26 protein-coding genes are annotated in these 26221 nt (G+C 48.5%); all 26 read left to right on the forward strand.

What is annotated here, in order from left to right:
• Positions 1–2: 2 nt before the first annotated feature.
• Positions 3–1955 carry a flagellar filament capping protein FliD gene (fliD, locus tag LY387_RS04220; RefSeq protein ID WP_234495423.1) on the forward strand — a complete coding sequence of 651 codons (1953 nt, stop codon included), beginning with the start codon at positions 3–5 and terminating at the stop codon, positions 1953–1955.
• 23 nt (positions 1956–1978) lie between these two features.
• The gene (locus tag LY387_RS04225; RefSeq protein ID WP_042478451.1) at positions 1979–2281 is read left to right on the forward strand and encodes a flagellar protein FliT; all 303 of its coding nucleotides are present in this window, start codon (positions 1979–1981) and stop codon (positions 2279–2281) included.
• A gap of 10 nt (positions 2282–2291) precedes the next feature.
• Positions 2292–2702, forward strand: a complete 411-nt coding sequence (fliS, locus tag LY387_RS04230; protein WP_042478453.1) for a flagellar export chaperone FliS — start codon at positions 2292–2294, stop codon at positions 2700–2702.
• 216 nt (positions 2703–2918) lie between these two features.
• Positions 2919–4382: a sigma-54 dependent transcriptional regulator gene (locus LY387_RS04235; protein ID WP_042478455.1), complete on the forward strand. Its 1464-nt coding sequence runs from the start codon at positions 2919–2921 to the stop codon at positions 4380–4382.
• 193 nt (positions 4383–4575) lie between these two features.
• Positions 4576–5646, forward strand: coding sequence for a sensor histidine kinase (locus LY387_RS04240; protein ID WP_234496052.1), 1071 nt, complete (start codon positions 4576–4578; stop codon positions 5644–5646).
• Positions 5646–7061 carry a sigma-54-dependent transcriptional regulator gene (locus LY387_RS04245; RefSeq protein WP_234495424.1) on the forward strand — a complete coding sequence of 472 codons (1416 nt, stop codon included), beginning with the start codon at positions 5646–5648 and terminating at the stop codon, positions 7059–7061. The genes LY387_RS04240 and LY387_RS04245 overlap by 1 nt, the downstream gene beginning before the upstream one ends.
• A 139-nt stretch (positions 7062–7200) precedes the next feature.
• Complete coding sequence (fliE, locus tag LY387_RS04250; protein WP_042478457.1) at positions 7201–7512, forward strand: flagellar hook-basal body complex protein FliE; 312 nt, start codon at positions 7201–7203, stop codon at positions 7510–7512.
• Between the two features lie 51 nt (positions 7513–7563).
• The gene (fliF, locus tag LY387_RS04255) at positions 7564–9276 is read left to right on the forward strand and encodes a flagellar basal-body MS-ring/collar protein FliF (RefSeq protein WP_419153436.1); all 1713 of its coding nucleotides are present in this window, start codon (positions 7564–7566) and stop codon (positions 9274–9276) included.
• The gene (gene fliG / locus LY387_RS04260; RefSeq protein ID WP_042478459.1) at positions 9276–10328 is read left to right on the forward strand and encodes a flagellar motor switch protein FliG; all 1053 of its coding nucleotides are present in this window, start codon (positions 9276–9278) and stop codon (positions 10326–10328) included. Before fliF ends, fliG begins: the two co-directional genes overlap by 1 nt.
• Before the next feature lie 26 nt (positions 10329–10354).
• Complete coding sequence (gene fliH, locus LY387_RS04265) at positions 10355–11155, forward strand: flagellar assembly protein FliH (protein WP_234495426.1); 801 nt, start codon at positions 10355–10357, stop codon at positions 11153–11155.
• Positions 11155–12480, forward strand: a complete 1326-nt coding sequence (gene fliI, locus LY387_RS04270) for a flagellar protein export ATPase FliI (RefSeq protein ID WP_234495427.1) — start codon at positions 11155–11157, stop codon at positions 12478–12480. The genes fliH and fliI overlap by 1 nt, the downstream gene beginning before the upstream one ends.
• A gap of 4 nt (positions 12481–12484) precedes the next feature.
• Positions 12485–12928 (forward strand): flagellar export protein FliJ, encoded by a 444-nt coding sequence (gene fliJ / locus LY387_RS04275; RefSeq protein ID WP_042478466.1) that lies wholly within the window; start codon positions 12485–12487, stop codon positions 12926–12928.
• A gap of 118 nt (positions 12929–13046) precedes the next feature.
• Complete coding sequence (locus LY387_RS04280) at positions 13047–14873, forward strand: flagellar hook-length control protein FliK (RefSeq protein WP_234495428.1); 1827 nt, start codon at positions 13047–13049, stop codon at positions 14871–14873.
• Between the two features lie 28 nt (positions 14874–14901).
• Positions 14902–15405 (forward strand): flagellar basal body-associated protein FliL, encoded by a 504-nt coding sequence (gene fliL / locus LY387_RS04285; RefSeq protein WP_234495429.1) that lies wholly within the window; start codon positions 14902–14904, stop codon positions 15403–15405.
• Positions 15406–15412: 7 nt separating this feature from the next.
• The gene (gene fliM / locus LY387_RS04290) at positions 15413–16462 is read left to right on the forward strand and encodes a flagellar motor switch protein FliM (RefSeq protein ID WP_234495430.1); all 1050 of its coding nucleotides are present in this window, start codon (positions 15413–15415) and stop codon (positions 16460–16462) included.
• A gap of 18 nt (positions 16463–16480) precedes the next feature.
• Complete coding sequence (fliN, locus tag LY387_RS04295) at positions 16481–16891, forward strand: flagellar motor switch protein FliN (RefSeq protein WP_128650255.1); 411 nt, start codon at positions 16481–16483, stop codon at positions 16889–16891.
• Positions 16892–16903: 12 nt separating this feature from the next.
• Positions 16904–17326, forward strand: coding sequence for a flagellar biosynthetic protein FliO (gene fliO / locus LY387_RS04300; protein WP_234495431.1), 423 nt, complete (start codon positions 16904–16906; stop codon positions 17324–17326).
• Positions 17327–17357: 31 nt separating this feature from the next.
• On the forward strand, positions 17358–18185 hold the full coding sequence (gene fliP / locus LY387_RS04305) for a flagellar type III secretion system pore protein FliP (RefSeq protein ID WP_419153437.1): 828 nt from the start codon (positions 17358–17360) through the stop codon (positions 18183–18185).
• Between the two features lie 13 nt (positions 18186–18198).
• The gene (gene fliQ / locus LY387_RS04310; protein ID WP_042478472.1) at positions 18199–18468 is read left to right on the forward strand and encodes a flagellar biosynthesis protein FliQ; all 270 of its coding nucleotides are present in this window, start codon (positions 18199–18201) and stop codon (positions 18466–18468) included.
• Between the two features lie 5 nt (positions 18469–18473).
• The gene (fliR, locus tag LY387_RS04315; RefSeq protein ID WP_234495433.1) at positions 18474–19256 is read left to right on the forward strand and encodes a flagellar biosynthetic protein FliR; all 783 of its coding nucleotides are present in this window, start codon (positions 18474–18476) and stop codon (positions 19254–19256) included.
• 13 nt (positions 19257–19269) lie between these two features.
• Entirely contained in the window at positions 19270–20400 is a 1131-nt protein-coding gene (gene flhB, locus LY387_RS04320) for a flagellar biosynthesis protein FlhB (RefSeq protein WP_042478473.1), read from the forward strand.
• A 112-nt stretch (positions 20401–20512) separates the two neighbouring features.
• Positions 20513–22618: a flagellar biosynthesis protein FlhA gene (gene flhA, locus LY387_RS04325; RefSeq protein WP_234495434.1), complete on the forward strand. Its 2106-nt coding sequence runs from the start codon at positions 20513–20515 to the stop codon at positions 22616–22618.
• 78 nt (positions 22619–22696) lie between these two features.
• Positions 22697–24172, forward strand: coding sequence for a flagellar biosynthesis protein FlhF (gene flhF / locus LY387_RS04330; RefSeq protein WP_419153438.1), 1476 nt, complete (start codon positions 22697–22699; stop codon positions 24170–24172).
• Between the two features lie 12 nt (positions 24173–24184).
• Complete coding sequence (locus tag LY387_RS04335; RefSeq protein ID WP_234496053.1) at positions 24185–25072, forward strand: MinD/ParA family protein; 888 nt, start codon at positions 24185–24187, stop codon at positions 25070–25072.
• Positions 25065–25796, forward strand: coding sequence for an RNA polymerase sigma factor FliA (locus LY387_RS04340; protein ID WP_042478478.1), 732 nt, complete (start codon positions 25065–25067; stop codon positions 25794–25796). The genes LY387_RS04335 and LY387_RS04340 overlap by 8 nt, the downstream gene beginning before the upstream one ends.
• Positions 25797–25841: 45 nt before the next feature.
• Positions 25842–26210, forward strand: a complete 369-nt coding sequence (gene cheY / locus LY387_RS04345) for a chemotaxis response regulator CheY (protein ID WP_006069980.1) — start codon at positions 25842–25844, stop codon at positions 26208–26210.
• Positions 26211–26221: the final 11 nt, after the last annotated feature.

Raw genomic sequence — 26221 nt, forward strand, 5'->3', positions numbered from 1 at the left:
TAATGGGTCCGATAGGGATGTCATCTGGCATGGATATCAATTCCATGGTGAGCAAGATAGTCGATGCTGAGCGTATTCCAAAGCAGCAACGTATCGACTTCGAGCGCGCAAAAATTGATACCAGTATCAGTGCCTATGGACGACTCAGAGAGTCACTCGATACGATGAAAAATCTGATGGCAAACTTTCGCCAGGAAAAGGCGTTTGCACTTCGCAGTGTGAACACCACTGAAGAAAGTGTTGTCACAGCAACAGCGACGACTGATGCGATCGCTGGCAAATATGCTGTCGATGTATTGCAGCTTGCACAGAGCCATAAAATCGCTTCTGATGTTATTCCAGAAGACACACGATTTGGCCCAGGTAAGCTGCAAATTTCTCTTGGCGACGAGCAGTTCGACTTTTCCCTTCGCAAGAATTCCAAACTCACCGATGTCGTGAGAGCGATTAACGGTGCCAGTGACAACCCCGGCGTTCGAGCCTCCATTATTAAAGACCGTAATGGGCCGAGACTTATCGTTGCCTCCAACCAGTCTGGTGCTGAAAAAGCCATCAGCATCAATGTTGATGCAGAAGTTGGTAACGATCTCTATCGATTTGAATATAAGACGATTGAGCAGCGAGTTCGCGATCTAGAAAAAGCGCAAGCTGAAGCCTTAAGCGTGCTAGGTATGCCAACGGGCGAAGACGCGGTAGACGGTGAGCTTAGCCCAGAAGAAGCGGCGAAAGTCGGCGAATCAGAAAAAACGAATGAAGAATTAAATTCTGCTGAGCAAACCAAGGTAGACGAGACCGTCAAAGAAGGCGAAGAAAACGCTGCACAGACTCAAGAGGCAAAGTCTGGCCGCCCTGAAGACACAATTCCTGGCTGGACGGAAACCGCGTCGGGCACCCTTATGGATTCTTATCAAGCACCGAAGCCGGAGCTTGATGAGAAAGCCATCGAAAAATCAAAAGAGGTGCCGGGTTGGTCGAACACCGCATCAGGCACGCTTACGGACTCCTATGTCACGCCTGCAGAAGCCCAAGCCAAGCTAGAAGAAGAACTTGCGGCTGAGAAAGCGGCCATCGCCAAGGCTGTTGCCGATGGCGATATGACGGAAGAGGAAGCGAAAAAGCTTGAGCGTGAAAAGCTCTCTCCAGAGGAGCGAGAGCGTTTAGAGAAAGTGGAAGCGATCCAAGCGGAACTAGCCGAAGCGCAGCGCTCAATGCAGGTATACATGGGCATGTCAGAAGTCCAATCTGCCCAAGACTCTGTCGTGTTACTTGATGGAGTTGCTGAGCTTTCCAGTCACAATAATGTGATTGAGGATGCGATTGAAGGTGTCGATTTAACACTCAAAGGCACCACTAAACCTGGCGAGCGCGCCGCAGAAATTGGTGTCGAATACGATAGAGAAAGTGTTCGTGCCGATATCGAGCAGTTTGTTGCCGCCTATAACCAATTTTTCCAAGTGTCACAGGATCTGGCCAAAGTTGATCCCGCTACCGGAATGGCAGGGCCACTTGCAGGAGATAGCATCGTTCGCAGCGCAGACTCTCGTTTAAAAAGTGTGTTTTCGGCCAGCATTGAGAATGCACCTGAGGATCTGAAGACACTGACAGAGTTCGGTATCACTACCACTCGCGCGGGTAATCTCGAAATCAATTATCAGTTGTTGGATAAGCAGCTCAACAACAACTTCAACAAGCTAGAAGACTTTTTTGGTGGCAATAACGGCTTTGCCAAAAAGGTCGAAGATGCGATTCACAGTATGACGGGTATGACAGGTTCAATTCGTACTCGTGAAAAGAGTCTCACAGAACAGAACTATCGACTTAACGATGACCAGGTCGCGCTCGATCGGCGCATGCAAGGCATTGAGAAGCGAACTCAAGACAAGTTCGCGGCGATGCAAGACGCCACGGGTAAGATGCAAGCTCAATTAGCAGGCATGATGAATGCGCTGTCGTAATCGTGTTGGGGAAGGGCATTTAAATGCATATTTTCAATGAGTTAAGTGATTTGGATCACCGTTTATTATCATTGATAGAAAATATTGACCCAGAGACTGAAGAAATTCATCAACTGGTCGATAAAAGAGAACAAATAGTCAAAACCATCATTGATGTCTGCAAAAGGAATCCGAACCTGCAGCAAAGTGCCCAATGGAAGCAAGTCGTCGAGTCGACACGCCATATCACGGTACTTATGGAATCGAAAACGGAACAGCTGGGACAGTCGTTAAGAAAATACCGACATGGTAAACGTTCCTTACAGCAGTACAAAAATTATATTTGAGAGGATAGTGATGCGTGGTTCATTGCAAGCATATAAGAAAGTTTCAGTAGACAGCCAATTGACCGCTGCCTCGCCGCACAAAGTTATCCAAATGCTGATGGGTGGAGCGATAGAGCGTTTGATCCAAGCAAAAGCGGCGATGGAACAAGGCAATATTCCAGTAAAGGGTGAGCGTATTGGTAAAGCGCTGGACATCATTATCGCGCTGCGTAGCTGCCTATCGATGGACGATGGCGGTGATATTGCCAAGAATCTAGACCAACTTTATGAGTTCATGATCACGCAAATTTCAGCGGCTAACCATGAAAACAATCCGCAACCAATTGATGATGTTATAGAAATTATCCGCGAGATAAAATCTGCTTGGGATCAAATTCCAACCGATTATCACAACCTAACTGCTCAAGAAGTAGGTATTTAAGCGGAATAAACCTCTTAAAGTGACTGTGAGTCAGTTGCCTTATGAAAATAATGCCAATAGAATAGACGCCATTCTTAGCCAATGGCGCTTTTTTTGTACCTAACCAATTGTTTTATAAAATACATAGTGATTTTATAAAGACTAGTTGTTGTGTGAGCTTCATCACCTAAAGAGAAGCCACATATGGTTGACTTATCAAGGCATTATTCCTGACACATGCAAGACTTAGCTAAACTTCTTGTTATCGCTGATGACTCGCAGGTGCGAAATAACCTACAAACCATTCTCGAGTTTGTAGGTGAGCACTGCGTCGCAATCTCATCAAACGACATCAATCAGATTGATTGGACTCGGACCTGGTCTGGGTGCATCGTTGGTGCATTGCAAAGCCCGACGCTTTCTAAAGCGTTGCTGTCGCAGCTTTCTGTGTCAAATCATATCCCTTTATTAGTCACAAGCGAGTTTACTGGCGCAGTAGAGTCGCTGACAAATTTTGTCGGTGAACTCGAATTCCCTCTCAACTATCGCCAGCTTAGCGATGCATTACGTCACTGTGGCGAGTTTCTTGGCCGCAAAGGCGTTCAAGTACCTTCTGCGGCACGCAAAAACACTTTGTTTCGCAGCCTAGTTGGGCAAAGTCCCGGTATTCAAGAGGTTCGCCATTTAATCGAGCAGGTATCAGGCTCTGAAGCCAACGTACTAATCTTAGGTGAATCGGGCACGGGCAAAGAAGTAGTGGCGCGAAATATTCACTACCATTCAACCCGCCGTAAAGGGCCTTTCGTTCCGGTTAACTGCGGCGCGATCCCACCCGATTTGCTTGAAAGTGAATTGTTTGGTCACGAGAAAGGGGCGTTTACTGGTGCTATTACAGCGCGCAAAGGTCGTTTCGAGCTAGCAGAAGGCGGCACTCTGTTTTTGGATGAAATTGGTGATATGCCAATGCCAATGCAGGTGAAACTGCTTCGCGTGCTGCAAGAGCGAGTGTTCGAGCGCGTGGGTGGTACAGCTGTCATTAAGGCCAATGTTCGTATTGTTGCTGCGACGCACCGCAACCTTGAATCAATGATCTCTCAAGGAGAGTTCCGTGAAGACCTATTCTATCGTCTGAACGTGTTCCCTATCGAGATGCCTTCGCTTCGTGAGCGTAAAGAAGATATTCCCCTGTTGTTGCAAGAACTCTTGGCTCGTATGGAAGCAGAGGGGGGTCAACCGATCTGTTTCGCACCACGTTCTATTAATTCTTTGATGGAGCATGACTGGCCAGGTAACGTACGTGAACTCGCGAACCTAGTTGAGCGTATGGTTATCCTGTACCCAAATAGCTTGGTGGATGTGAATCACCTACCGGTTAAATACCGCTACAGTGATATTCCCGAGTTCCAACCAGAAATGAATGCGTTCAAAACCATTGAAGAGCAAGAGCGTGATGCGTTAGACAGCATTTTCTCTGACGACTTCTCGTTCAGCGATGAGCCAGAGTTTGATGAGCAACTCTCTCCTCAGTCACTGCCTCCAGAAGGGGTCAACCTTAAAGAGATGTTGGCGGATCTTGAGGTGAACATGATCAATCAAGCGCTTGATGCTCAAGACGGTATTGTGGCACGTGCTGCCGATATGCTGGGTATGCGTCGAACTACCTTGGTTGAAAAGATGCGCAAGTACAGCATCAATCGTTAGTTTCCCTCTTCGACTAAAATTTGACTCTGGTCACGATAAAAAATTGACGACAAAAAATTGACGCAATTAAGTGTCTGATTTTGAAAGAATATAGCTCGGCATGCCTTTTGCATTGTCGGGCTATAGTCTTTTTTGGGCTTACGTATTTCTACGAGCGGTAATGAGAGAAAGGAAAGCCTCGTAAATGAATCAGATGGTCAATGAAACATCGCAACCTGAACCAGAGTCGAGCTCACATCTTGACTCCCTAGAGGCGCAAGTTGAACGCTACCAACAGGTTATCGAAGCCATGCCTGCGGGCGTTATCCTATTGGATTCCCAAGGCGTTGTAAGAGAAGCTAACCCTGAAGCGCATCGAATCCTAGAGATCCCACTTGTTGGTCAAAAATGGTTCCACCTTATCCAAGTCGTGTTTGACCCAAGAGAAGATGACGGCCATGAGGTATCGCTGCGTAATGGGCGTAAGGTACGTCTTGCTATTTCAGCATCAAAAACCGGTCAGCTGATTCTAATTACCGACCTTACCGAAACACGTTTGCTCCAGTCTCGCGTCAGCGACCTGCAACGATTGTCATCATTGGGACGTATGGTGGCGTCATTGGCACACCAAGTGAGAACGCCATTGTCGAGTGCAATGCTCTACGCGTCGAACCTTGGAGCGCCAAACTTGCCGCAAGCGACACGTGAGCGTTTTCAAGTCAAGCTTGTCGATCGACTGCATGACCTAGAAAAGCAGGTGAATGATATGCTGCTGTTTGCCAAAGGCGGTGATAACAAGGTGATTAAGCCGTTTACCATCGCTGATTTAGTCGCAGAATATCAACCTATGGTAGAGACCACGCTGAAGAGCAATCAAATTGATTACTGCTTAGAAGTCGAGCAAGAGGAAACTCAGCTCCTTGGCAACGCCAATGCGTTGGCGTCAGCGCTAAGTAACCTCGTGCTCAATGCAGTCCAAATTGCGGGTAAGGGCTCACAGGTCGATGTGTTCTTTAGACCCGTAAATAATGAACTCAAGATCTCGGTTCAAGACAGCGGACCGGGTGTTCCAAAAGAGTTACAACAAAAAATCATGGAGCCATTTTTCACGACACGTTCACAAGGCACGGGCCTTGGTCTCGCAGTAGTGCAAATGGTATGTCGTGCCCACGAGGGACGATTGGAATTAATATCAGAAGACGATGATGGCGCATGCTTTACCATGTGTCTGCCACTAGCAGAAACCACATCGAATCAAGAAGTAACAGATGAAGGATTAAACTGATGGCTCAGAGCAAAGTACTGATCGTAGAGGATGATGAAGGTCTACGCGAAGCATTAGTCGATACTCTTGCGCTTGCAGGTTACGAGTGGGTAGAAGCGGACTGTGCGGAAGACGCGCTGGTGAAGCTGAAAACTCAACCCGTAGATATTGTGGTCTCTGATGTTCAGATGGCGGGCATGGGTGGTCTAGCCCTGCTACGTAACATCAAGCAGCACTGGCCGAACTTACCTGTTCTGTTAATGACGGCTTACGCCAATATTGAAGACGCTGTAGCGGCGATGAAAGAGGGCGCCATTGATTATATGGCGAAGCCTTTTGCGCCTGAAGTCTTGCTCAATATGGTGAGTCGCTATGCGCCAGTTAAGTCGGACGATAATGGTGATGCGGTTGTTGCTGATCCGAAGAGTATTCAGCTCCTTGCGCTTGCAGAGAAGGTCGCTAAGACCGATGCGAGTGTTATGGTTCTTGGTCCAAGTGGCTCTGGTAAAGAAGTCATGTCGCGCTACATTCATAACAAATCACTGCGTGCTGACGGCCCTTTTGTAGCCATTAACTGTGCGGCGATTCCAGATAACATGCTAGAAGCGACATTGTTTGGCTACGAGAAAGGCGCATTTACCGGCGCGATTCAGGCATGTCCTGGTAAGTTTGAACAAGCTCAAGGCGGGACCATTTTGCTGGATGAAATCAGCGAGATGGATCTAAACCTTCAAGCAAAATTGCTGCGTGTATTGCAAGAGCGTGAGGTTGAGCGTCTTGGTAGCCGTAAGAGTATCTCATTGGATGTTCGTGTACTTGCGACCAGTAACCGCGACCTTAAGCAATATGTGCAAGAGGGTAACTTCCGAGAAGACCTGTATTACCGACTCAATGTGTTCCCAATCGCTTGGCCAGCGCTTCGTGAGCGTACCGGCGATATTGCGCCGCTAGCACGTCACCTGACGGAGCGTCACTGTAAGAAATTGGGTATGCCTATGCCGGAGTTTACTGAGCAAGCACTAGCCAAACTTCAATCCTATCCGTGGCCAGGTAACGTTCGTGAACTTGATAACGTGGTTCAGCGAGCCCTGATCCTGTGCGAGAAAAACCGAGTCTCAGCCGAACATATTTTGTTGGAAGGCGTGGATTGGCAAGACGCATCCAGCCTGCAAATGGCGGTAGCAGAACCACAATCGGTGGCAGTACCAACGGTTGCGCCTGTTGCTGAAGCTGTGTCTGAACTGGCTCGCCCAGTGGCAACCAGCGAAGGTCTTGGTGGTGAGCTGCGTGACCAAGAGTTTGCCATCATTTTGGAGACGCTCAAAGAGTGTGAGGGTCGCCGAAAAGAAATGGCAGAGAAGTTAGGTATCAGCCCAAGAACGCTGCGCTATAAGCTCGCCAAAATGCGCGATGCTGGAATTGAGATCCCTAGCTAATCGTCACAAATTAATTTGCCCCGATGCTAGTCAGTATCGGGGTAGGCGTGGCATAATTTTTGCTGAATATTATCAATTAACGCCCAGTATCAGAATTGTGAAAGGAAACTGTCAATTTATTGGCAGTGGATGGTAAAGCATGAAAGTTGACGGATTACACAGTGAAATGCAAGCGATGATGTTTGAAGCGTCAAACACTAAGCCTGCAGCCAATGCCCATCAAGTAGGGGCGAATTTTGGAGACATGCTTTCCCAAGCAGTAAATAACGTAAATGGCCTACAAAAAACATCGGGCGATTTACAGATGCGTTTTGACCGTGGCGATGCCGATGTGTCGTTATCCGACGTGATGATTGCTCGTAACAAATCAAGCGTCGCGTTTGAAGCAACCATACAAGTGAGAAATAAGCTCGTCGAAGCCTATAAAGAACTCATGAACATGCCCGTGTAATCTAGGTAGTATAAAGTGGCTCAAGAAAATCAGTCGACGGATGTCGCGCTAATGGACAGTGGTACCGATACTGCAATGGTAGCGAGCTCAGACATAGCGTCCGACAGTCAAAACCCTGACATCAATGAAAAAAGCAGTTCTAAGTTTGATCTGGCAGTCGGTGATCTCGATCTGCTAAGACAGATCGTACTGGTGCTGTCTATCTCTATCTGTGTCGCTTTGATTGTGATGCTGTTCTTCTGGGTGAAAGAACCTGAGATGCGCCCACTTGGCGTTTATGAAACCGAAGAGCTTATTCCCGTTCTGGATTACCTAGACCAGAAAAAAGTTGCCTACAAGCTCGAAGGTAACGCATTAAGCGTTCCTGCTAATGAATACAACAATCTGAAGCTTGATATGGTTCGTGCGGGCCTGAACCGTCAGTCGAACGCGGGCGATGATATCTTAATGCAAGATATGGGCTTTGGCGTATCTCAACGCCTTGAGCAAGAGCGTCTCAAGCTAAGCCGTGAAAGACAGCTTGCCAAAGCTATAGAACAAATGAAGCAGGTACGTTCTGCTCGTATCTTATTAGCACTGCCAAAGCAAAGTGTGTTTGTTCGCCACAATCAAGAAGCATCCGCATCGGTATTTTTAACATTGGCGACGGGCTCGCTGCTTAGACAGCAAGAGATCGATTCCGTGGTCGATATGGTGGCAAGTGCCGTTCCAGGTATGAAACCGTCGCGCATTACTGTTACCGACCAACACGGTCGTCTGCTCAACTCTGGCTCACAAGACGCGACGTCTATGGCGAGACGAAAAGAGCAGGAGTTAGAGCGTAACCAAGAGCAAGCACTTCGCGAGAAAATTGACTCGGTACTGATTCCAATCTTAGGTCTTGGCAACTATACCGCTCAGGTTGATATCGAGTTGGACTTTAGCGCTGTTGAGCAAACGCGCAAGCGCTTCGACCCAAATACCCCGGCGACACGAAGTGAATACACACTTGAAGATTACAATAACGGCAGCGTAGTCGCTGGCGTTCCTGGTGCGCTGAGTAACCAGCCTCCGGCCGATGCCTCAATCCCAACTGATGTGGCGCAGATGAAAGATGGCTCGGTAATGGGTCAAGGCTCAGTGCACAAAGAGGCGACTCGCAACTTTGAGCTTGATACCACCATCAGTCACGAGCGCAAGCAAACGGGCGTAGTGAATCGTCAAACGGTTGCCGTTGCTATCAAAAATCGTGCGAAAGTGAACCCAGATACGGGCGAAGTGACCTATGAGCCTCGCTCTGAGAGTGAACTTGCCGCTTTGCGTCAGATATTAGTCGGTGCTGTTGGCTTTAATGAAAACCGCGGTGACCTTCTCAATGTTCTTAGTATGACGTTCGAAGAGCCAGCAGCTGAGCTATTACCAGATGTGCCTATTTGGGAGCATCCAAACTTTAACGATTGGATTCGTTGGTTTGCAAGTGCACTCGTTATCATCGTAGTCGTACTTGTATTGATTCGCCCAGCGATGAAGAAACTGCTTAATCCTGCCGCTCAGGATGAAGATGAGCAACTATACGGACCAGACGGCTTGCCGTTGGGTGCGGATGGCGAAACCAGCCTGATTGGCACTGATATTGATGGTAGTGAGCTGTTCGAATTTAGCTCTGGTATTGACTTACCTAACCTACATAAAGACGAAGATGTGCTGAAAGCAGTGCGTGCACTTGTTGCGAATGAACCTGAACTTGCAGCGCAAGTTGTGAAGAATTGGATGGCTGAAAACTAATGGCGAATGAAATTGTAGCGGCCAACGGCGGTCAACTAGCGGAAACTAGCGTAGACATTGCAACAATTAGCGGCGAAGACAAAGCGGCGATTTTGTTGTTAAGTCTTAATGAATCGGATGCGGCGAGTATTATTCGTCATTTAGAGCCTAAGCAAGTGCAACGCGTCGGTAGTGCGATGGCTAAGGCCAGTGACCTTAGCCAGGACAAAGTCGGGGCGGTGCACCGTGCCTTCTTAGAAGATATTCAGAAGTACACCAATATTGGTATGGGCAGCGAAGATTTCATGCGTAATGCGCTTGTGGCTGCACTTGGTGAAGATAAGGCGAATAACCTTGTTGACCAGATCCTGTTGGGCACGGGCTCAAAAGGTCTCGATTCATTGAAATGGATGGACCCTCGTCAAGTGGCGAGCATCATCATCAACGAGCACCCTCAGATCCAAACTATCGTTTTGTCATACCTCGAGGCCGATCAGTCGGCAGAAATCTTGTCGCAGTTCCCAGAACGTGTTCGTCTTGATTTGATGATGCGTATTGCCAATCTAGAAGAGGTTCAGCCTTCTGCGCTCGCAGAGCTCAACGAAATCATGGAGAAGCAGTTCGCTGGTCAAGCGGGTGCACAAGCGGCCAAGATTGGCGGCCTGAAGGCAGCAGCGGAGATCATGAACTACCTAGACAACAATGTCGAAGGTCTACTCATGGATCAAATTCGCGACCAAGACGAAGATATGGCGACGCAAATTCAAGACCTCATGTTTGTATTCGAGAACCTTATCGAGGTCGACGACCAAGGTATTCAGAAGCTGCTTAGAGACGTACCGCAAGATGTACTTCAACGTGCGCTTAAAGGTGCTGACGAAGGACTTAAAGAGAAGATCTTCAACAACATGTCTAAACGTGCTGCCGATATGATGCGTGAAGATATTGAAGCAATGCCACCTGTGCGCGTTGCTGATGTAGAAGCAGCTCAGAAAGAAGTTCTGACGATTGCTCGTCGCATGGCGGATAACGGAGAGCTAATGCTCTCTGGTGGCGCGGACGAATTCTTGTAAGCGAAGCGTGAAGGAAGATTAACTTAATGTCTAATGATAGAAAACGCGGCTTTTTACGCCCGTCAGAAGACAATACCGTTGAAGAAGCCCACTCGTGGGGACTGCCTGACTACACCTCGCAAGTAAGCCAAGAAGCGCGCGAGACGGCATTCAATTACGACCCGAGTTGGACGCCACGCGAAGAAACGCCAGCGGAAGAAGAGCCGCTGATGCTGACCGAAGAGCAGATTGAACAGATCAAACAAGGCGCTTATCAAGAGGGCTTGTTTCAAGGTCAAGAAGCAGGCTTCAAGCAAGGCTATGATAAAGGCAAAGAAGAGGGCTTAGCGGCAGGTCACCAAGAAGGGTTAGACCTAGGTAAAGCCGAGGGTGTGGCTGCTGGTGAAGAGTACATCAAGCAGCAAGTAGACACCTTCATGAACCTTGCCAATCAATTTTCTAATCCGCTTGATCTAATGACTAGCCAAGTGGAGAAACAGCTGGTGGACATGGTCTTAGCTTTGACGAAAGAAGTGGTTCATGTCGAAGTGCAAACCAATCCACAAATTATTCTCGATACAGTAAAACAATCGGTAGAGGCGCTGCCGATTGTAGGTCATGCCATTACCCTCAAGCTCAACCCGATTGATATCGACATCATTCGCGCAGCCTATGGCGACGAAGAGCTGAATATCCGTAACTGGACCTTAGCAGTAGAGCCGTCGCTCAATCGAGGTGATGTGTATATTGAAGCGGGTGACTCCAGCGTGAGTTACAAGCTAGAAGACAGAGTCAAAAACGTATTACAGAGCTTTTGCGGCACGAACCGCCATCAAGGGGGCGAGTAATGCAATCGCTGGCGCAGCGACTGGCCAACTACAAAGTGGAAGGCCATAAATCCAGAGCAACGGCATCCGGCAAGCTAGTGCGTGTGGTAGGGCTAACGCTAGAAGCGATTGGCTGCAAAGCACCTATCGGTAGCTTGTGTAAAGTTGAAACTATGCACGGCGATATGGACGCTGAAGTGGTCGGATTCTCTGGCGAACATCTTTATCTTATGCCCAGTGAGCAAATCACGGGTGTACTTCCCGGTGCGAAAGTCACCCCTATGGCCTCAGAGACCGGTTTACCAGTTGGTATGGAGTTACTTGGCCGTGTTATTGACGGTGTAGGTAATCCTCTAGACGGGCTAGGCGATATCTATACAGACAAGCGTGCCTCCTTTAACGCCGAGCCTATTAACCCACTGGCGAGAAAACCTATTACTGAGCCTCTCGATGTTGGCCTTAAAGCCATCAATGGCTTATTAACGGTCGGCAAGGGACAGCGTATTGGTCTCTTTGCGGGTTCCGGTGTGGGTAAGTCGGTGACACTTGGGATGATGACTAGAGGTACCACCGCGCAAGTCGTTGTGGTTGGCCTTATTGGTGAGCGTGGTCGCGAAGTAAAAGAGTTTATTGAAGAAATTCTCGGCACTGCGGGGCGTGAGCGCTCTGTGGTCGTTGCGGCTCCAGCCGATGCTTCCCCTCTGATGAGACTAAAAGGTTGTCAAACGGCATTAACCATCGCTGAATACTTCCGCGATCAAGGGTTAGATGTCTTGCTATTGATGGACTCACTGACGCGCTTTGCACAAGCTCAGCGTGAAATCGCGCTATCCGTTGGTGAACCACCGGCAACGAAAGGCTATCCACCATCCGTGTTTGCTAAGCTGCCCGCTTTGGTGGAACGTGCTGGTAATGGCGACGTAAACCAAGGGTCGATAACGGCGTTCTTCACGGTGCTTACTGAAGGTGATGACTTGCAAGACCCTATCGCAGATGCTGCCCGTGCCATCTTGGATGGTCACATCGTACTCTCGCGTGAGATGGCTGATGCTGGTCACTATCCAGCGATAGACGTGGAGAAATCGGTCAGCCGTGTCATGCCACAAATAACCGACGATCAGCATGTTCTGATGTCCAAAGCAGTTCGACAAGTTCTATCAGTATGTCGTAAAAACCAAGACTTGGTATCGATCGGCGCTTATAAGCCAGGAACGGATCCTGCAATTGATAGTGCGTTTACCCTTAAGCCAAAACTGGATCAGTACCTGCAGCAGAGCATGAAAGAAACGGTGCCATACGACATGTGCCTTGGCATGTTAAAACAGCTGTTGCAAGTAGAGTCGTAGCGTCATGGATAACGCGTTAGAGTTCTTGCTTGAACAGGCTAAGGATAACGAGCAGCAGGCGGTGCTCGCCTTAAACAAGGCTCGTGCCGAACTCGAGGATTACTACCATCAGGTTAGGCAGATCGAACAGTATCGCTTAGATTACTGCAATCAACTGGTATCGCGAGGACAGGCTGGTCTTACGGCAAGCCAATACGGTCACTTAAATCGATTTTTGACACAGTTAGATGAGACGCTAACCAAACAAAAATCTGCTGAAAGCCATTTCCAACAACAAGTCGGTGACTGCGAAGAGTTCTGGCACAATACGAGAAAACAGCGTCAGTCGTATGAGTGGCTCATCGAGAAAAAAGCGAAAGAGAAAGCGCAACTTGAAGCTAAGCGAGAGCAGAAACAGATGGATGAATTCTCTAACTTGTTGTTTTCCCGTCGTCGTCAAACTCGCTAATTTCCTACCTTAGAGCTAAATCGTTATCGGTACAAAAATTGCATCGAACATGCCTAGATAATATAGGCGGCAAGATCCCGCCGCATACGTAACCTTCTATCAAACGGGCCTAAATGGAATGAGTCTGTCGATTTCAAATAACAATGTATCGAATACAGTACTGCCTAAAGGAGACGGAAAATCTTCTGTCACTGAGGGCGAGACTGGTGAGAATTCAGGCTTTTGGGATAAGTTCAAAGACGCGTTGTCTTCTGAAAAGTCTGAATCTGATCAAAAGGTTGATGGTGCATCTACCTCGGCAGGCAGTAAGTCTAAATCGACAGATGCCATGCTCGATGATGTGAAATCATCGGTTTCTGAGGGCGACTCGGAGACAGAGGAAACTAACGCTGTCGCTAAAAAAGACGCTGAAGCTGCATCTAAGTCTGCTCAAGTGGAAGGCGAAGATGGCACTGCTCTCGCTGATTCGAAAGTAACAGGCAAGGATAAATCAGCGGCAGTCGGTTCTGCTGATTCAGACGAGTCAGAGCAGGCTGTCAAAAAAATGACAGCGAGCGGTGTGGCTGCAGAAGCTGGTGTTAGCAAAGCTCAAAGTTTAGAAGATACAGCGAAATCTAGCGTCAATGCTCAGCCTGATGCGAAGCAAACGGTCTCAGAAAATGCAGAGTTGCTGTCTCGATTAGATAACTCAAATAAAGCGCTGCAAACTCAAGCGGGAGCTGGCGTAGCGGCTGTCGCGGCTCAAGACGCTGAAGCGTCATCAGCGATCAAATCCCAAGGTGCGGATGTCGCTAGCGGTGAGCAGAAAGTGTCGAAGGGCAATCTTAGCCAAGATGAGGCGATGGCTGCATCGACGATGATGGCTGCTGGCTCAACTCAAGTCGCTACCAAGCCTAATGGTGAACCCGTAGCTATGAGCACTAACTCCGCGGTATCTGGTGACTCCGCTGCTGCGTCAAATAAAGGCCAGTTGCTAGCAGCAACCGGTGGCGCTGCTGTCATTCAAGGCAGTGACGGTAAATTGACACCTGCAACCGAATCAGATGCAAAGGCGGCGACAAATAATATCGCGTGGAGCAAATCTGATGCAGATCCATCAGTAAAGCCAGACGCGAAAGCAGCGCTTGCGGGTATGGCTGTGACGACAGATAAGACTGCACTGACTCAATCGCAGATCATGCAGGGGCAAACTCCACAAGCTCTGGCGGCACAGAATAGCGCTAACCCAAGTGCAGCGGTTGCAGGGGCTAGCCAAGGTCAACCGATCGGAGATATGGCCGCCGCTGCGTCGATGAGTGCAATGATGGCGAGTGGGCAAGCAAAAAGTAGCGCGCCACTCAGTACCCAGGCTTCTGGACTTCAAATTGGCGCAGCCAAAGGCACCAACAAGGCCCTGAACCAGCCTGGTGTGGGTTCTGAAGGTGCGTTGCAGGCTGCTGGTGCTGGAGCGCTAACGGCTAACCAAGTACGTGGTGAGCAATCGGCTCAAGCAACTGGGGCGGTGCAATCACCACTTATGCTGACGAAAGAAAACGCCGGAGAGCAGGTGGCCGAACGGGTTCAAATGATGATGTCGAAGAACCTTAAGCATGTGGATATTCGCCTTGATCCGCCTGACTTAGGTCGTATGCAGATTCGAATGAGCCTAAATAACGATTCCGCGACGGTGCACTTTACCGTGCAAAACCAACAAACCCGAGACATGGTGGATCAAGCCATGCCTAGGCTCAGAGAGATGTTGTCGCAACAAGGCATTCAGTTAGCGGACACCTCTGTTCAGCAGCAAGGTCAGCAACAGCGCCATGCGTCTCATGGCTCAGGCAACGGTGGTCCATCTTCCGGTGGCACCAATGGTTCAGCAGAATCTGACGCGAATGTTGAGGGTGGCGTCACAGTCGATGTTGCCGTGAATAAAAATAAAGATGGCATCAGTTACTATGCCTAAATCAAGATAACTCAGTAGTTGAAAAAATATGGCAGAAGAAAGCTTAGAACCCGCTAAAACCAACAGCAAAAAGCTGCTAATTATCATCGTTGCTGCAATTGTCGTATTGCTAGCTGCTGGTGGCGGTGCGTATTGGTTTTTAAGTTCGGATGACAGTGTCGATACGCAACCGATGACAGCAAGCGGTAGTGCAGCTCCGGCGGTGCCAGTCGACCCAATTTCATACGTTAATTTAGCGCAGCCGTTTGTGTTCAATGCGGCGGGCAATCAACGCGATCGTATGGTCCAGATTAAAGTACAGCTGATGGTGAGAGGTCTTGATAATGAAAGCCAAGCTCGCTATCACTCGCCGTTGATTGAAAGTACTCTGCTGTCGACGTTTGCTTCAGCAACGGTAGAGCAGCTTCGTAGTACCAATGGTCGCGTAGAGTTACGTGATCAAGCCACTCAAGATGTGCAAGCGAGCCTAAGCCAAGTGGTAGGTAAGCCTGTGATTGAGCGTGTGCTGTTTACCGATTTTGTAATCCAGTAGGTGCATTGTGACTGATTTATTAAGCCAAGACGAGATTGATGCGCTACTGCATGGGGTCGATGACGTCGATGAGGTAGAGGACGAGCTGGATCAAGATCCCGCAGATGTGGTCCATTTTGACTTCTCGTCACAAGACCGCATCGTCCGTGGTCGTATGCCAACGCTCGAACTTATCAACGAGCGCTTTGCCCGCCACATGCGTATCAGCCTGTTCAACATGCTGAGAAAAACCGCCGAAGTATCGATCAACGGCGTTCAGATGATGAAATTTGGTGAATACCAAAACACCTTGTACGTGCCAACAAGTCTCAACATGGTGAGGTTTCGTCCATTGAAAGGGACGGCGCTTATCACTATGGAAGCGCGCTTGGTGTTTATCTTAGTGGAGAACTTCTTCGGTGGTGACGGACGTTTTCATGCCAAGATTGAAGGCCGCGAGTTTACACCAACAGAGCGACGTATCATTCAGCTACTAATGAAGACGGTGTTTGAAGACTACAAAGAAGCCTGGTCTCCAGTGATGGGGGTTGAGTTTGAGTACCTAGATTCAGAAGTTAACCCAAGTATGGCAAACATTGTTAGCCCAACCGAAGTGATCGTAGTGAGCTCATTCCATATCGAAGTGGATGGCGGTGGTGGTGACTTCCACGTTGTGATGCCGTACTCCATGGTTGAACCTATTCGTGAGCTTCTTGATGCGGGTGTTCAATCTGACAAGATGGAAACGGACGTTCGTTGGAGTAGTGCGCTTCGTGAAGAGATCATGGACGTGCCGGTTAACTTTCGCGTCAACTTGCTTGAAAAAGACGTGTCACTGCGTGATTTGATGGAGCTGCAAGCGGGCGACATCATTCCTATCGAGATGCCAGAAAATGCCACTATGTTCGTTGAAGACCTTCCGACCTTCCGAGTGAAGATGGGACGTTCAGGCGAGAAGATGGCAGTACAAGTATCAGAAAAAATTAGACGTCCAGATGTAGTTAAAACCGACCTGGCCTTCTTAGGGAAGGACATTATGGCGGAGCTAGAGCATGTGGAAGAAGTCGACGAAGAATAACAGAAGTAGAGATAAGCAATGACTATCAGTGATGACCAAAAACTAGCGGACGAATGGGCAGCAGCACTGGGTGAAGACCCAATGGCTCCAGAGATTGATGTCGACGAAGTGCTTGCGGCACCTCTCGATGAGCTAGAAGATTCGCCAGCACCAATCACCGACGATGAGCGACGTAAACTGGATACCATCATGGATATTCCAGTGACCATTTCTATGGAAGTAGGTCGCTCGCAGATTAGTATTCGTAACCTGCTACAGCTTAACCAAGGCTCTGTTGTTGAGCTTGATCGTATCGCAGGTGAATCTCTTGATGTGATGGTCAACGGTACCTTGATTGCGCACGGCGAAGTGGTTGTGGTCAACGATAAGTTTGGTATTCGTCTCACCGACGTGATTAGCCAGACTGAACGTATTAAAAAACTTCGTTAATAGAATACAAGCATGAAACTGAATCGATGTTTGCCGCTCGTCATGGCGGCTGCTCTCTACACAATTCCAAGCGTGGTCAACGCTGCGGCAGAAGTTACGCCGCAGGGCGGGTCTCCTTTCGATCTCGCTGCGACATTGGGTTCATTGGTACTGGTGATTGTCATTATTCTGGGCTTAGCCTGGGTATTGAAACGCATGAAGGTGCCATCTTTGGTTAACCAGCAAGGGCTTAAGATTGTTCGCCAAATTCCAGTGGGCACCAAAGAGCGTATTGCGATTGTTCAAGCCGGTGAAGAGCAGTTTTTAGTCGGCATTACAGCGCAGTCGATTCAACTGATTTCGAAACTAGAACAGCCTCTTGACGAAAGTGAGGTTTCGCAGCCAGCGTTTGCAAGCCAACTATCTAAAATCATGAAGAAGCAACAAAATGACTAACTGGATTCGACTGTTACTGGTCTGCCTATTCATGGTGATTGCGCCGCTGAGCAGCGCTGCAGAAGAAGAACTATCAAGTTCAGTTCCAACCAATGCTGCGCCAAGTAGTAGCGTTACCGTGTCTGAAATGCGCAATGACCAGGGTGCTGCTGGCGTCAGTACATCAAGCGCTTTCGGCACTGGTCCGGGCATTCCTGCGTTTACCATGACAACCAACCCTGATGGTAGTGAAGACTATTCAGTCAACCTGCAGATTCTCGCGTTAATGACTATGCTGGGCTTTTTGCCCGCAATGGTTATTTTGATGACGTCGTTCACTCGTATCGTGGTGGTGATGTCGATTTTGCGTCAGGCAATGGGCCTGCAGCAGACACCTTCTAATCAGGTGATCATTGGTATTGCTATCTTCTTGACCTTTTTCATCATGTCTCCAGTTCTTAATCAGGTGAATGAGCAAGCGATTCAGCCCTATCTGAACGAGCAGATCAGTGCGAAGCAGGCGTTCGATCAAGCTCAAGGGCCTATGAAAGACTTCATGCTGAAGCAAACTCGCGTCAAAGATCTCGAAACCTTTGTCGAGATGTCGGGTTCGACGGCTCAGAACCCTGAAGATGTATCGATGGCGGTGTTGATCCCTGCGTTTATCACGTCAGAGTTGAAAACCGCATTCCAGATCGGCTTTATGCTGTTCTTGCCTTTTTTGATTATCGACTTGGTCGTCGCGTCGATATTGATGGCGATGGGTATGATGATGCTTTCTCCGATGATCGTATCACTACCGTTTAAACTCATGCTGTTCGTGTTAGTTGATGGATGGAACTTGATTTTGTCCACGCTGGCCGGCAGTTTCGCCTTGTAGCTGGAGAAGCGTTATGACTCCAGAGATGTTCGTCGAGCTGTTTAGGGACGCGTTATGGATGGTACTGCTTTTGGTTTGTGCCATCGTAGTGCCAAGTCTTCTTGTTGGCTTAATCGTTGCAGTTTTCCAAGCGGCAACGTCGATCAACGAACAGACATTGAGCTTCTTACCTAGGCTTATTGTGACTATTTTGGCATTGATGGCTTTTGCCCATTGGGGAACTCAGATGATGATGGAATTCTTCTATGAGATCATCGAAAGGCTTCCTCAGGTGCTCTGGTAACGAGCATGGAATATCCAGCGAGTGATGTACTCGATTGGCTAGCCAACTTCTTTTGGCCATACGTGCGTATCTCCGCCATGCTCATGGTGATGTCAGTCACTGGGGCTAACTTTGTTTCACCAAGAATTCGTTTGTTCTTGGGGCTCGCGCTCACCCTTGCAGTATCACCATCTATCCCTGCTATCCCACAAACTATCGAGCTTCTCTCTTTCGAAGGCTTTCTGACGGTTGCTGAGCAAATCTTGATTGGCACGGCGATGGGTATGGTGACCGTTTTCATGGTTCAGACTTTTGTTATGCTCGGTCAGATCTTGGGTATGCAGTCGAGTTTGGGTTTTGCGTCCATGGTAGACCCTGCCAATGGACAAAATACACCGGTACTCGGCCAGTTATTTTTGTTTCTTACGACCATGTTCTTTTTGGCGACGGATGGTCACTTAAAAATGATTCAGCTAGTGGTGATGAGCTTCAAAACCTTGCCCGTTGGCACTGGGCATCTGTCTGCGACGGACTTTCGAGAGATGGCAGGCTGGCTAGGAATCATGTTTCAAACCGCGCTTAGTATGGCATTGGCCGGAATCATTGCGCTGCTAACGGTTAACCTATCGTTTGGTGTGATGACGCGTGCTGCACCTCAACTTAACATCTTCTCACTCGGCTTCGCGTTTGCACTGCTGATTGGTTTGATGATCTGTTGGTACATCATTGCGGGTTTATACAGTCATTACCAGTTGTACTGGTTAGAAGTGGAAGGTCAGGTGTGTCGCTTGATCGACCTAGTGTGTTAAGGGAGGTCTGACGATGGCAGAATCAGACGGCCAAGAGCGTACCGAAGACGCCACCCCCCAGCGGCTTAAACAAGCTCGCGAAAAGGGGCAGGTGGCGCGCTCTAAAGAACTGGCTTCAGTATCGGTACTGATTGTCGGGGCATTATCACTCATGATGTTTGGTGAGGGGCTTGCTCGTGCGCTGTTTGGCTCCATGTCTCGCTTGTTTACCCTGACGCGGGAAGAAATCTATGACCCCACCAAGTTGTTTGACGTCGTGCTAGGAGCACTGTCGAGCTTGCTGCTGCCACTCGCTATTATTTTGTTTGTGCTATTCGTGGCCGCTCTTATCGGTGCCGCTGGTGTTGGTGGTATCAGTTTTTCTGCTGAAGCGGCGATGCCAAAGATGTCTAAGATGAATCCGCTCAGTGGCTTAAAGCGTATGCTCGGCATGCAAAGCTGGGTTGAGCTGATTAAGTCGATACTTAAGGTTGCGTTAGTAGCAGGCATGGCTTTTTATTTGGTAAATGCCTCACGAGCGGATTTGTTTCAATTGAGTATGGAGGTGTTCCCACAGAATATCTTCCATGCACTCGATATCTTGTTGAACTTCATACTGCTTATCAGCACCACTCTACTCATTGTAGTGGCCATCGATATTCCATTTCAGATCTGGCAGCACGCCAACCAGCTAAAAATGACCAAGCAAGAGGTCAAAGACGAGTTTAAAGACACCGAGGGTAAGCCCGAGGTGAAAGGCCGCATTCGTATGTTGCAGCGCGAGGCAGCACAGCGCCGAATGATGGCAGAGGTACCGCAAGCTGACGTTATTATTACCAACCCAGAGCATTTCTCCGTAGCACTGAGATATAAACAAGGACAGGACAAAGCACCGGTCGTGGTTGCTAAAGGTGTCGACCATATGGCGCTGAAAATCCGAGAAGTAGCGCGTGAACACAACATCTATGTCATTCCTTCGCCGCCGCTTGCTCGTTCGCTATACCATACGACTGAGCTTGAACAAGAGATCCCAGACGGTCTGTTTGCTGCCGTGGCACAGATTCTGGCGTATGTGTTCCAGCTCAAGCAATACCGTAAAAAGGGTGGTCAAAGACCAACGCTGCAAAACGAGCAGATCACTATCCCGAAAGATATGCGTTACTAGTGGTGTCAAAAAATTGGCATGTTTTGATGGCGTAAATCTTGCAGTATGTGTCTATTAGAGAAATAACCCGCGTCTCGAAGGATTGACCGAGACCAGCAGTGATGTAGTAGTAATGAAATTGACGTTACCTTTTGCCGATAAGTTGCCGACAATTCCTCGTCGTGCCTTGCCTGCTATCGGCGCACCAGTCATGGTCCTTGCCGCGCTTGCGATGATCGTCTTGCCGATCCCAGCGATTCTACTTGACCTATTCTTTACCTTTAACATCGCGTTAGCGATGGTGGTACTGCTGGTGTCTGTCTACACACGTCGTCCACTCGACTTTGCTGCATTCCCGACGGTACTCCTTATCGCAACACTATTGCGCCTTGCGCTAAACGTCGCTTCTACTCGTGTGGTTTTACTTTATGGTCACGAAGGGGGAAGCGCAGCAGGTAACGTGATTGAAGCGTTTGGTAACGTCGTGATTGGCGGCAACTATGCGGTCGGTCTGGTGGTGTTTATGATCTTGATGATCATTAACTTCATGGTCGTAACCAAAGGTGCAGGACGTATTTCTGAAGTTAGTGCTCGCTTTACGCTAGACGCATTGCCAGGTAAGCAGATGGCGATTGATGCCGACTTGAACGCCGGTTTGATTGACCAAGACCAAGCAAGGTTGCGCCGTTTTGAAGTGACGAAAGAAGCGGACTTCTACGGTTCAATGGATGGTGCTTCAAAATTCGTAAAGGGCGATGCCATTGCCGGTATTCTAATCCTGTTCCTCAACATTGTGGGCGGATTAAGCATTGGTATGATGCAATACGGATTGGGCTTTTCTGAAGCACTACAAATCTACACGCTCCTGACTATTGGTGATGGTCTGGTTGCTCAAATACCATCGCTACTGCTTTCTATCGCGGCAGCGATTATGGTAACCCGTCAAAATACTGACGAGGATATGGGGCAGCAGGTGGTATTTCAGCTCTTTGACAACCCTAAAGCGCTCACCATTACTGCAGGTATCCTATTTGTCATGGGTATTGTCCCTGGCATGCCACACTTCGCCTTCTTATTACTGGCTGCGCTTGCAGGAGGCGGTGCTTACTGGATGCACCGCAAGCAGAAAGTCAAAGAAGAAACCAAGAACCTACCGGCTGAAGCTGGCGGCAACAGCAACGACCCAGCTGCACCACCGAAAGAGCTATCTTGGGATGACGTACACCCGGTTGACGTCATTGGCTTAGAGGTTGGCTATCGATTGATCCCGCTGGTCGACAAAGACCAAGGTGGCGAACTGCTTGAGCGCGTTAAAGGCGTACGTAAGAAACTGTCTCAGGACTTTGGTTTCCTTATCCCAGCCGTCCATATTCGCGATAACCTTGAGCTTACGCCTAACTCCTACCGCATTACCTTGATGGGAGTGGCCGTAGGCGAGGCTGAGATTCGTCCGGATCAAGAGCTAGCGATTAACCCTGGCCAAGTCTACGGTTTGATTGACGGGGAGCAAACCATTGACCCTGCATTCGGACTCGAGGCGGTATGGATTCAAGAAGCGCAGCGTGAGCACGCACAAGCGCTCGGGTATACCGTCGTAGACTCTTCGACTGTACTCGCTACGCATCTAAGCCAATTGCTGACCAACAACGCTGCACAGCTACTAGGACACGAAGAAGTCCAGAACCTTCTGGAAATGTTGGGACGCAGCGCTCCGAAGCTGGTGGAAGATTTTGTCCCAGAGCAGTTGCCATTGGGTACGGTTGTGAAAGTGCTGCAGAACCTGCTGCATGAGGCAATTCCAATCCGTGATGTGCGTACTATCGTCCAAACTTTGGCGGAATACTCTGGTAAGAGTCAAGAACCTGACGTATTGACGGCAGCGGTTCGAATCGCCCTGAAACGCTTGATTGTTCAGGAAATCAACGGCATAGAACCAGAACTGCCGGTGATTACTTTGATACCTGAACTGGAACAAATATTGCATCAAACAATGCAAGCATCTGGCGGGGAATCCGCTGGCATTGAACCTGGATTAGCCGAACGACTTCAAGCTTCGCTGACTCAAGCGACTCAAGAGCAAGAGCTAAAAGGAGAGGCAGCTGTGCTGCTGACATCAGGGGTGTTGCGTTCGACACTGGCTAAGTTTGTGAAAAACACCATTCCGAACTTGCGAGTCTTGTCTTACCAAGAAATCCCTGATGAGAAACAGATTAGAATCGTACAGGCGGTAGGCAACTAACCATTAAGGTTGTCATAATAACGTTTGTACATTGAATGGATGTAACACTTGAAAATTAAACGATTTTTCGCCAGAGACATGAGGCAAGCTCTGCTCCAAGTTAAAGAAGAACTTGGCGCAGATGCGGTGATTATGTCGAACAAAAAAGTGGCGGGCGGCGTAGAAATCGTTGCTGCTATTGATGGTGATACTGCGCAGCCAGAACATCGTCAAATGGGCAGTAATGCACTGGCTGCGCCAAGTCGCACAGCTACGTCGGGTTATGGACGTGATCTCAAAGAAGACGTGGTAAACCTGCAGCAAAAAAGCGCAGCCTCTACCCCTTCGATGACCGATCGTTTTGCCAATATGCTAAAAAGCTACCGTGGCAACGAACCCGCGGAGCAAGTTAAGCCTAAAGCAACCCCACCGGATTCACTTTCCGCGCTTTTGGAGCGTCAGTCCGAACGTGCTAAAGCGGTGAGCGATGGTTATCAAAACAGTGACCGCCTGCAATACTCTCAGCAGAACAGAACCGAGCAGCCTTTTCGTGACCGCCAAGACAATGGACGTCCATCTTACCGTTCAGACGAGTCGTACGTGGATAATGCGAGAGAAGTGCGTCGTCCCTCGGGGCAGCGCGATGGTAAGTTTGGTGAAGAGTTAGAAGCGATGAAAGAGGATATGTCCTCAATTCGTCGCTTGTTGGAGCATCAAGTCTCGGGGCTTATGTGGCAAGAAGTAGAGCGTCGTGAGCCACTGCGTGCCATGTTGATTAAGCGCCTCGAACGAATGGGTATTTCACCAGAGCTTTCAGACCAGCTGGCCTGCTATATTCCAGAGGACACACCGCCACAAAAGGCGTGGAAAGCACTGCTATCTCTGGTCTCTGACCAAATCGTTATTAGTAAGCAAGACATTTTGCGTCAAGGGGGCATTGTCGCTCTACTTGGCCCGACTGGTGTGGGCAAAACCACGACAGTCGCTAAATTAGCGGCTCGTGCGGCAATGGAGTATGGCTCTGATAACGTCGCACTGGTCACTACTGACACCTATCGTATAGGTGCTCACGAGCAACTTTCGATTTATGGCCGAATTATGGGCTGCCCTGTGAGAGTGGCTAAAGATTCTGAAGAACTTGCCGATGTACTATATCAGTTGAGAAATCGACGTTTGGTTTTGATCGATACAGCCGGCATGGGACAACGTGATGTCCGTCTTTCAGAGCAACTTGATACTCTCATGCAGGAAAGCGGCGAAATTATCCATAGTTATCTTGTTCTCCCAGCTACGGCTCAGAGGCAAGTATTACAAGAGACCTTGGATCATTTCAGAAGAATCCCGCTTTCAGGTTGCATAATGACCAAGTTGGATGAGTCGCTCAGCCTAGGTGAGTTTATTAGCGTCGTTGTACAAAATGCACTGCCGGTTACCTACATCGCAAATGGTCAGCGTGTACCGGAAGACATAGTGATCGCGCAGCCAAAATATATGGTCGCGAAAGCCAACGAATTATTAGAGAAGTCGACAGAGAATGAACCTCACTTCTGGAACAGTGATATGGAGGGGGTTTAGATGCAAGCGAAAATGACGAATAACATGATACATGATCAGGCCAGTGGCCTTAGACGTTTGACTAAACCTACTTTGACTAAAGTCATTTCTGTCACTGGTGGTAAAGGCGGTGTTGGTAAATCCAATGTCACGCTTGGTCTCGCAATTTGTATGGCTCGCCAAGGTAAAAAAGTCATGGTACTTGATGCTGACCTTGGTCTTGCTAACGTTGACGTTATGCTCGGTATTCGACCGAAGAAAAACCTAGGCCATGTCCTAGCTGGAGAGTGTGAGCTTAAAGACGCCATTGTGGAAGGTCCTCATGGTATTAAGATCATCCCGGCAACCTCTGGTACTCAAAGCATGACCGAACTGAGTCATGCCCAGCACATGGGACTCATTCGCGCCTTTGGCAGCCTTGAAGAAGAGATGGACGTTCTGTTGGTTGATACCGCAGCGGGCATTTCTGATATGGTGGTGAGCTTTTCTCGTGCCGCGCAAGATGTTGTTGTTGTGGTGTGTGATGAACCGACGTCGATTACTGATGCCTATGCATTGATTAAACTCTTGAGCCGTGAGCACCAAGTTCAACGGTTTAAAGTCGTTGCAAACATGGTCCGCAGCTATCGCGAAGGTCGAGAATTGTTTACAAAATTGACATTAGTCACAGAACGATTCTTGAATGTGAGTCTTGAGTTAGTCGCTTGCATTCCATTAGATGATAAAGTGCGACAAGCAGTGAAAAGACAGAAGATCGTGGTTGATGCATTCCCGCGCTCTCCAGCGGCGCTGGCACTAAGTTCATTGGCGAATAAAGCCCTGATGTGGCCGATTCCAAAAGTGCCGAGTGGTCACTTGGAATTCTTCGTCGAGAGACTTCTCAACAGAACAGAAGCACTAGAGGAACCGTTTGGTGAATAAAGCTTTGACCTATGACCAGCATGCCAATTTGAGTGGTCAGCAAGCTTTCTTGGAGAAATACTCAGTATTGGTGAAACGTATCGCTCACCATTTAATTGGGCGTTTGCCACCAAACGTGTTGGTTGAAGACCTAATTCAAGCTGGAATGATCGGCTTGATAGAGGCTCAAAAAAATTATGACGGTAGCAAAGGTGCAAGCTTTGAGACCTATGCCGGCATTCGCATCCGAGGTGCAATGCTGGATGATATTCGTCGCGGCGACTGGGTACCTCGTTCGGTACACAAACACAGTCGTGATATTTCGCAGGCTATTTCGGCGTTAGAAGTAGAACTCAATCGAGACCCTACTGATGTAGAAGTAGCCAACCATTTGGGAATGGGGTTAGCTCAATACCACAAAGCACTTGCAGACATTAACTGCTCTAGACTGGTTGGTATTGAAGACCTTGGCGTTTCTGAAGACTCTGTATCTGTAGCAGATGAAGAGGACAATTCGCCATTTCAGGGTGTCGCAGATGATGCGTTCCGCGAAGCGTTAATAGAATCAATAAAATCGCTCCCAGAGCGTGAAGCATTAACGTTATCCCTGTATTATGACGAAGAGTTAAATTTGAAGGAGATAGGTGAAGTTTTGGGCGTCAGCGAATCGCGCGTTAGCCAAATTCTGAGTCAATCTATGCAGCGTCTTCGAACCAAGCTTAGCGCTTGGACAGATAATAATTAATAAACACTGATCTTGCTTTCAGTGGAGGCAATTTTGAATAAAAACATGAAAATCTTGATTGTTGACGATTTTTCAACAATGCGACGTATCGTCAAAAACCTATTGCGCGACTTGGGCTTTAGCAACACGCTGGAAGCCGATGATGGTTTGACGGCATTACCTATGCTCAAGAAAGGCGATTTTGACTTTGTAGTAACTGACTGGAACATGCCAGGTATGCAAGGTATCGACCTTCTGCGCCATATTCGTGCGGATGAAGAGCTCAAGCACCTTCCAGTGCTGATGATCACTGCTGAAGCAAAGCGTGAGCAGATCATCGAAGCAGCGCAAGCTGGTGTAAACGGTTATATCGTTAAGCCATTTACCGCTGCAACATTAAAAGAAAAACTAGATAAAATTTTTGAGCGTTTATAAGACGCCATAAA

Origin of the sequence: Vibrio maritimus, from assembly GCF_021441885.1 — a bacterium.
Lineage (GTDB): Bacteria > Pseudomonadota > Gammaproteobacteria > Enterobacterales > Vibrionaceae > Vibrio > Vibrio maritimus_B.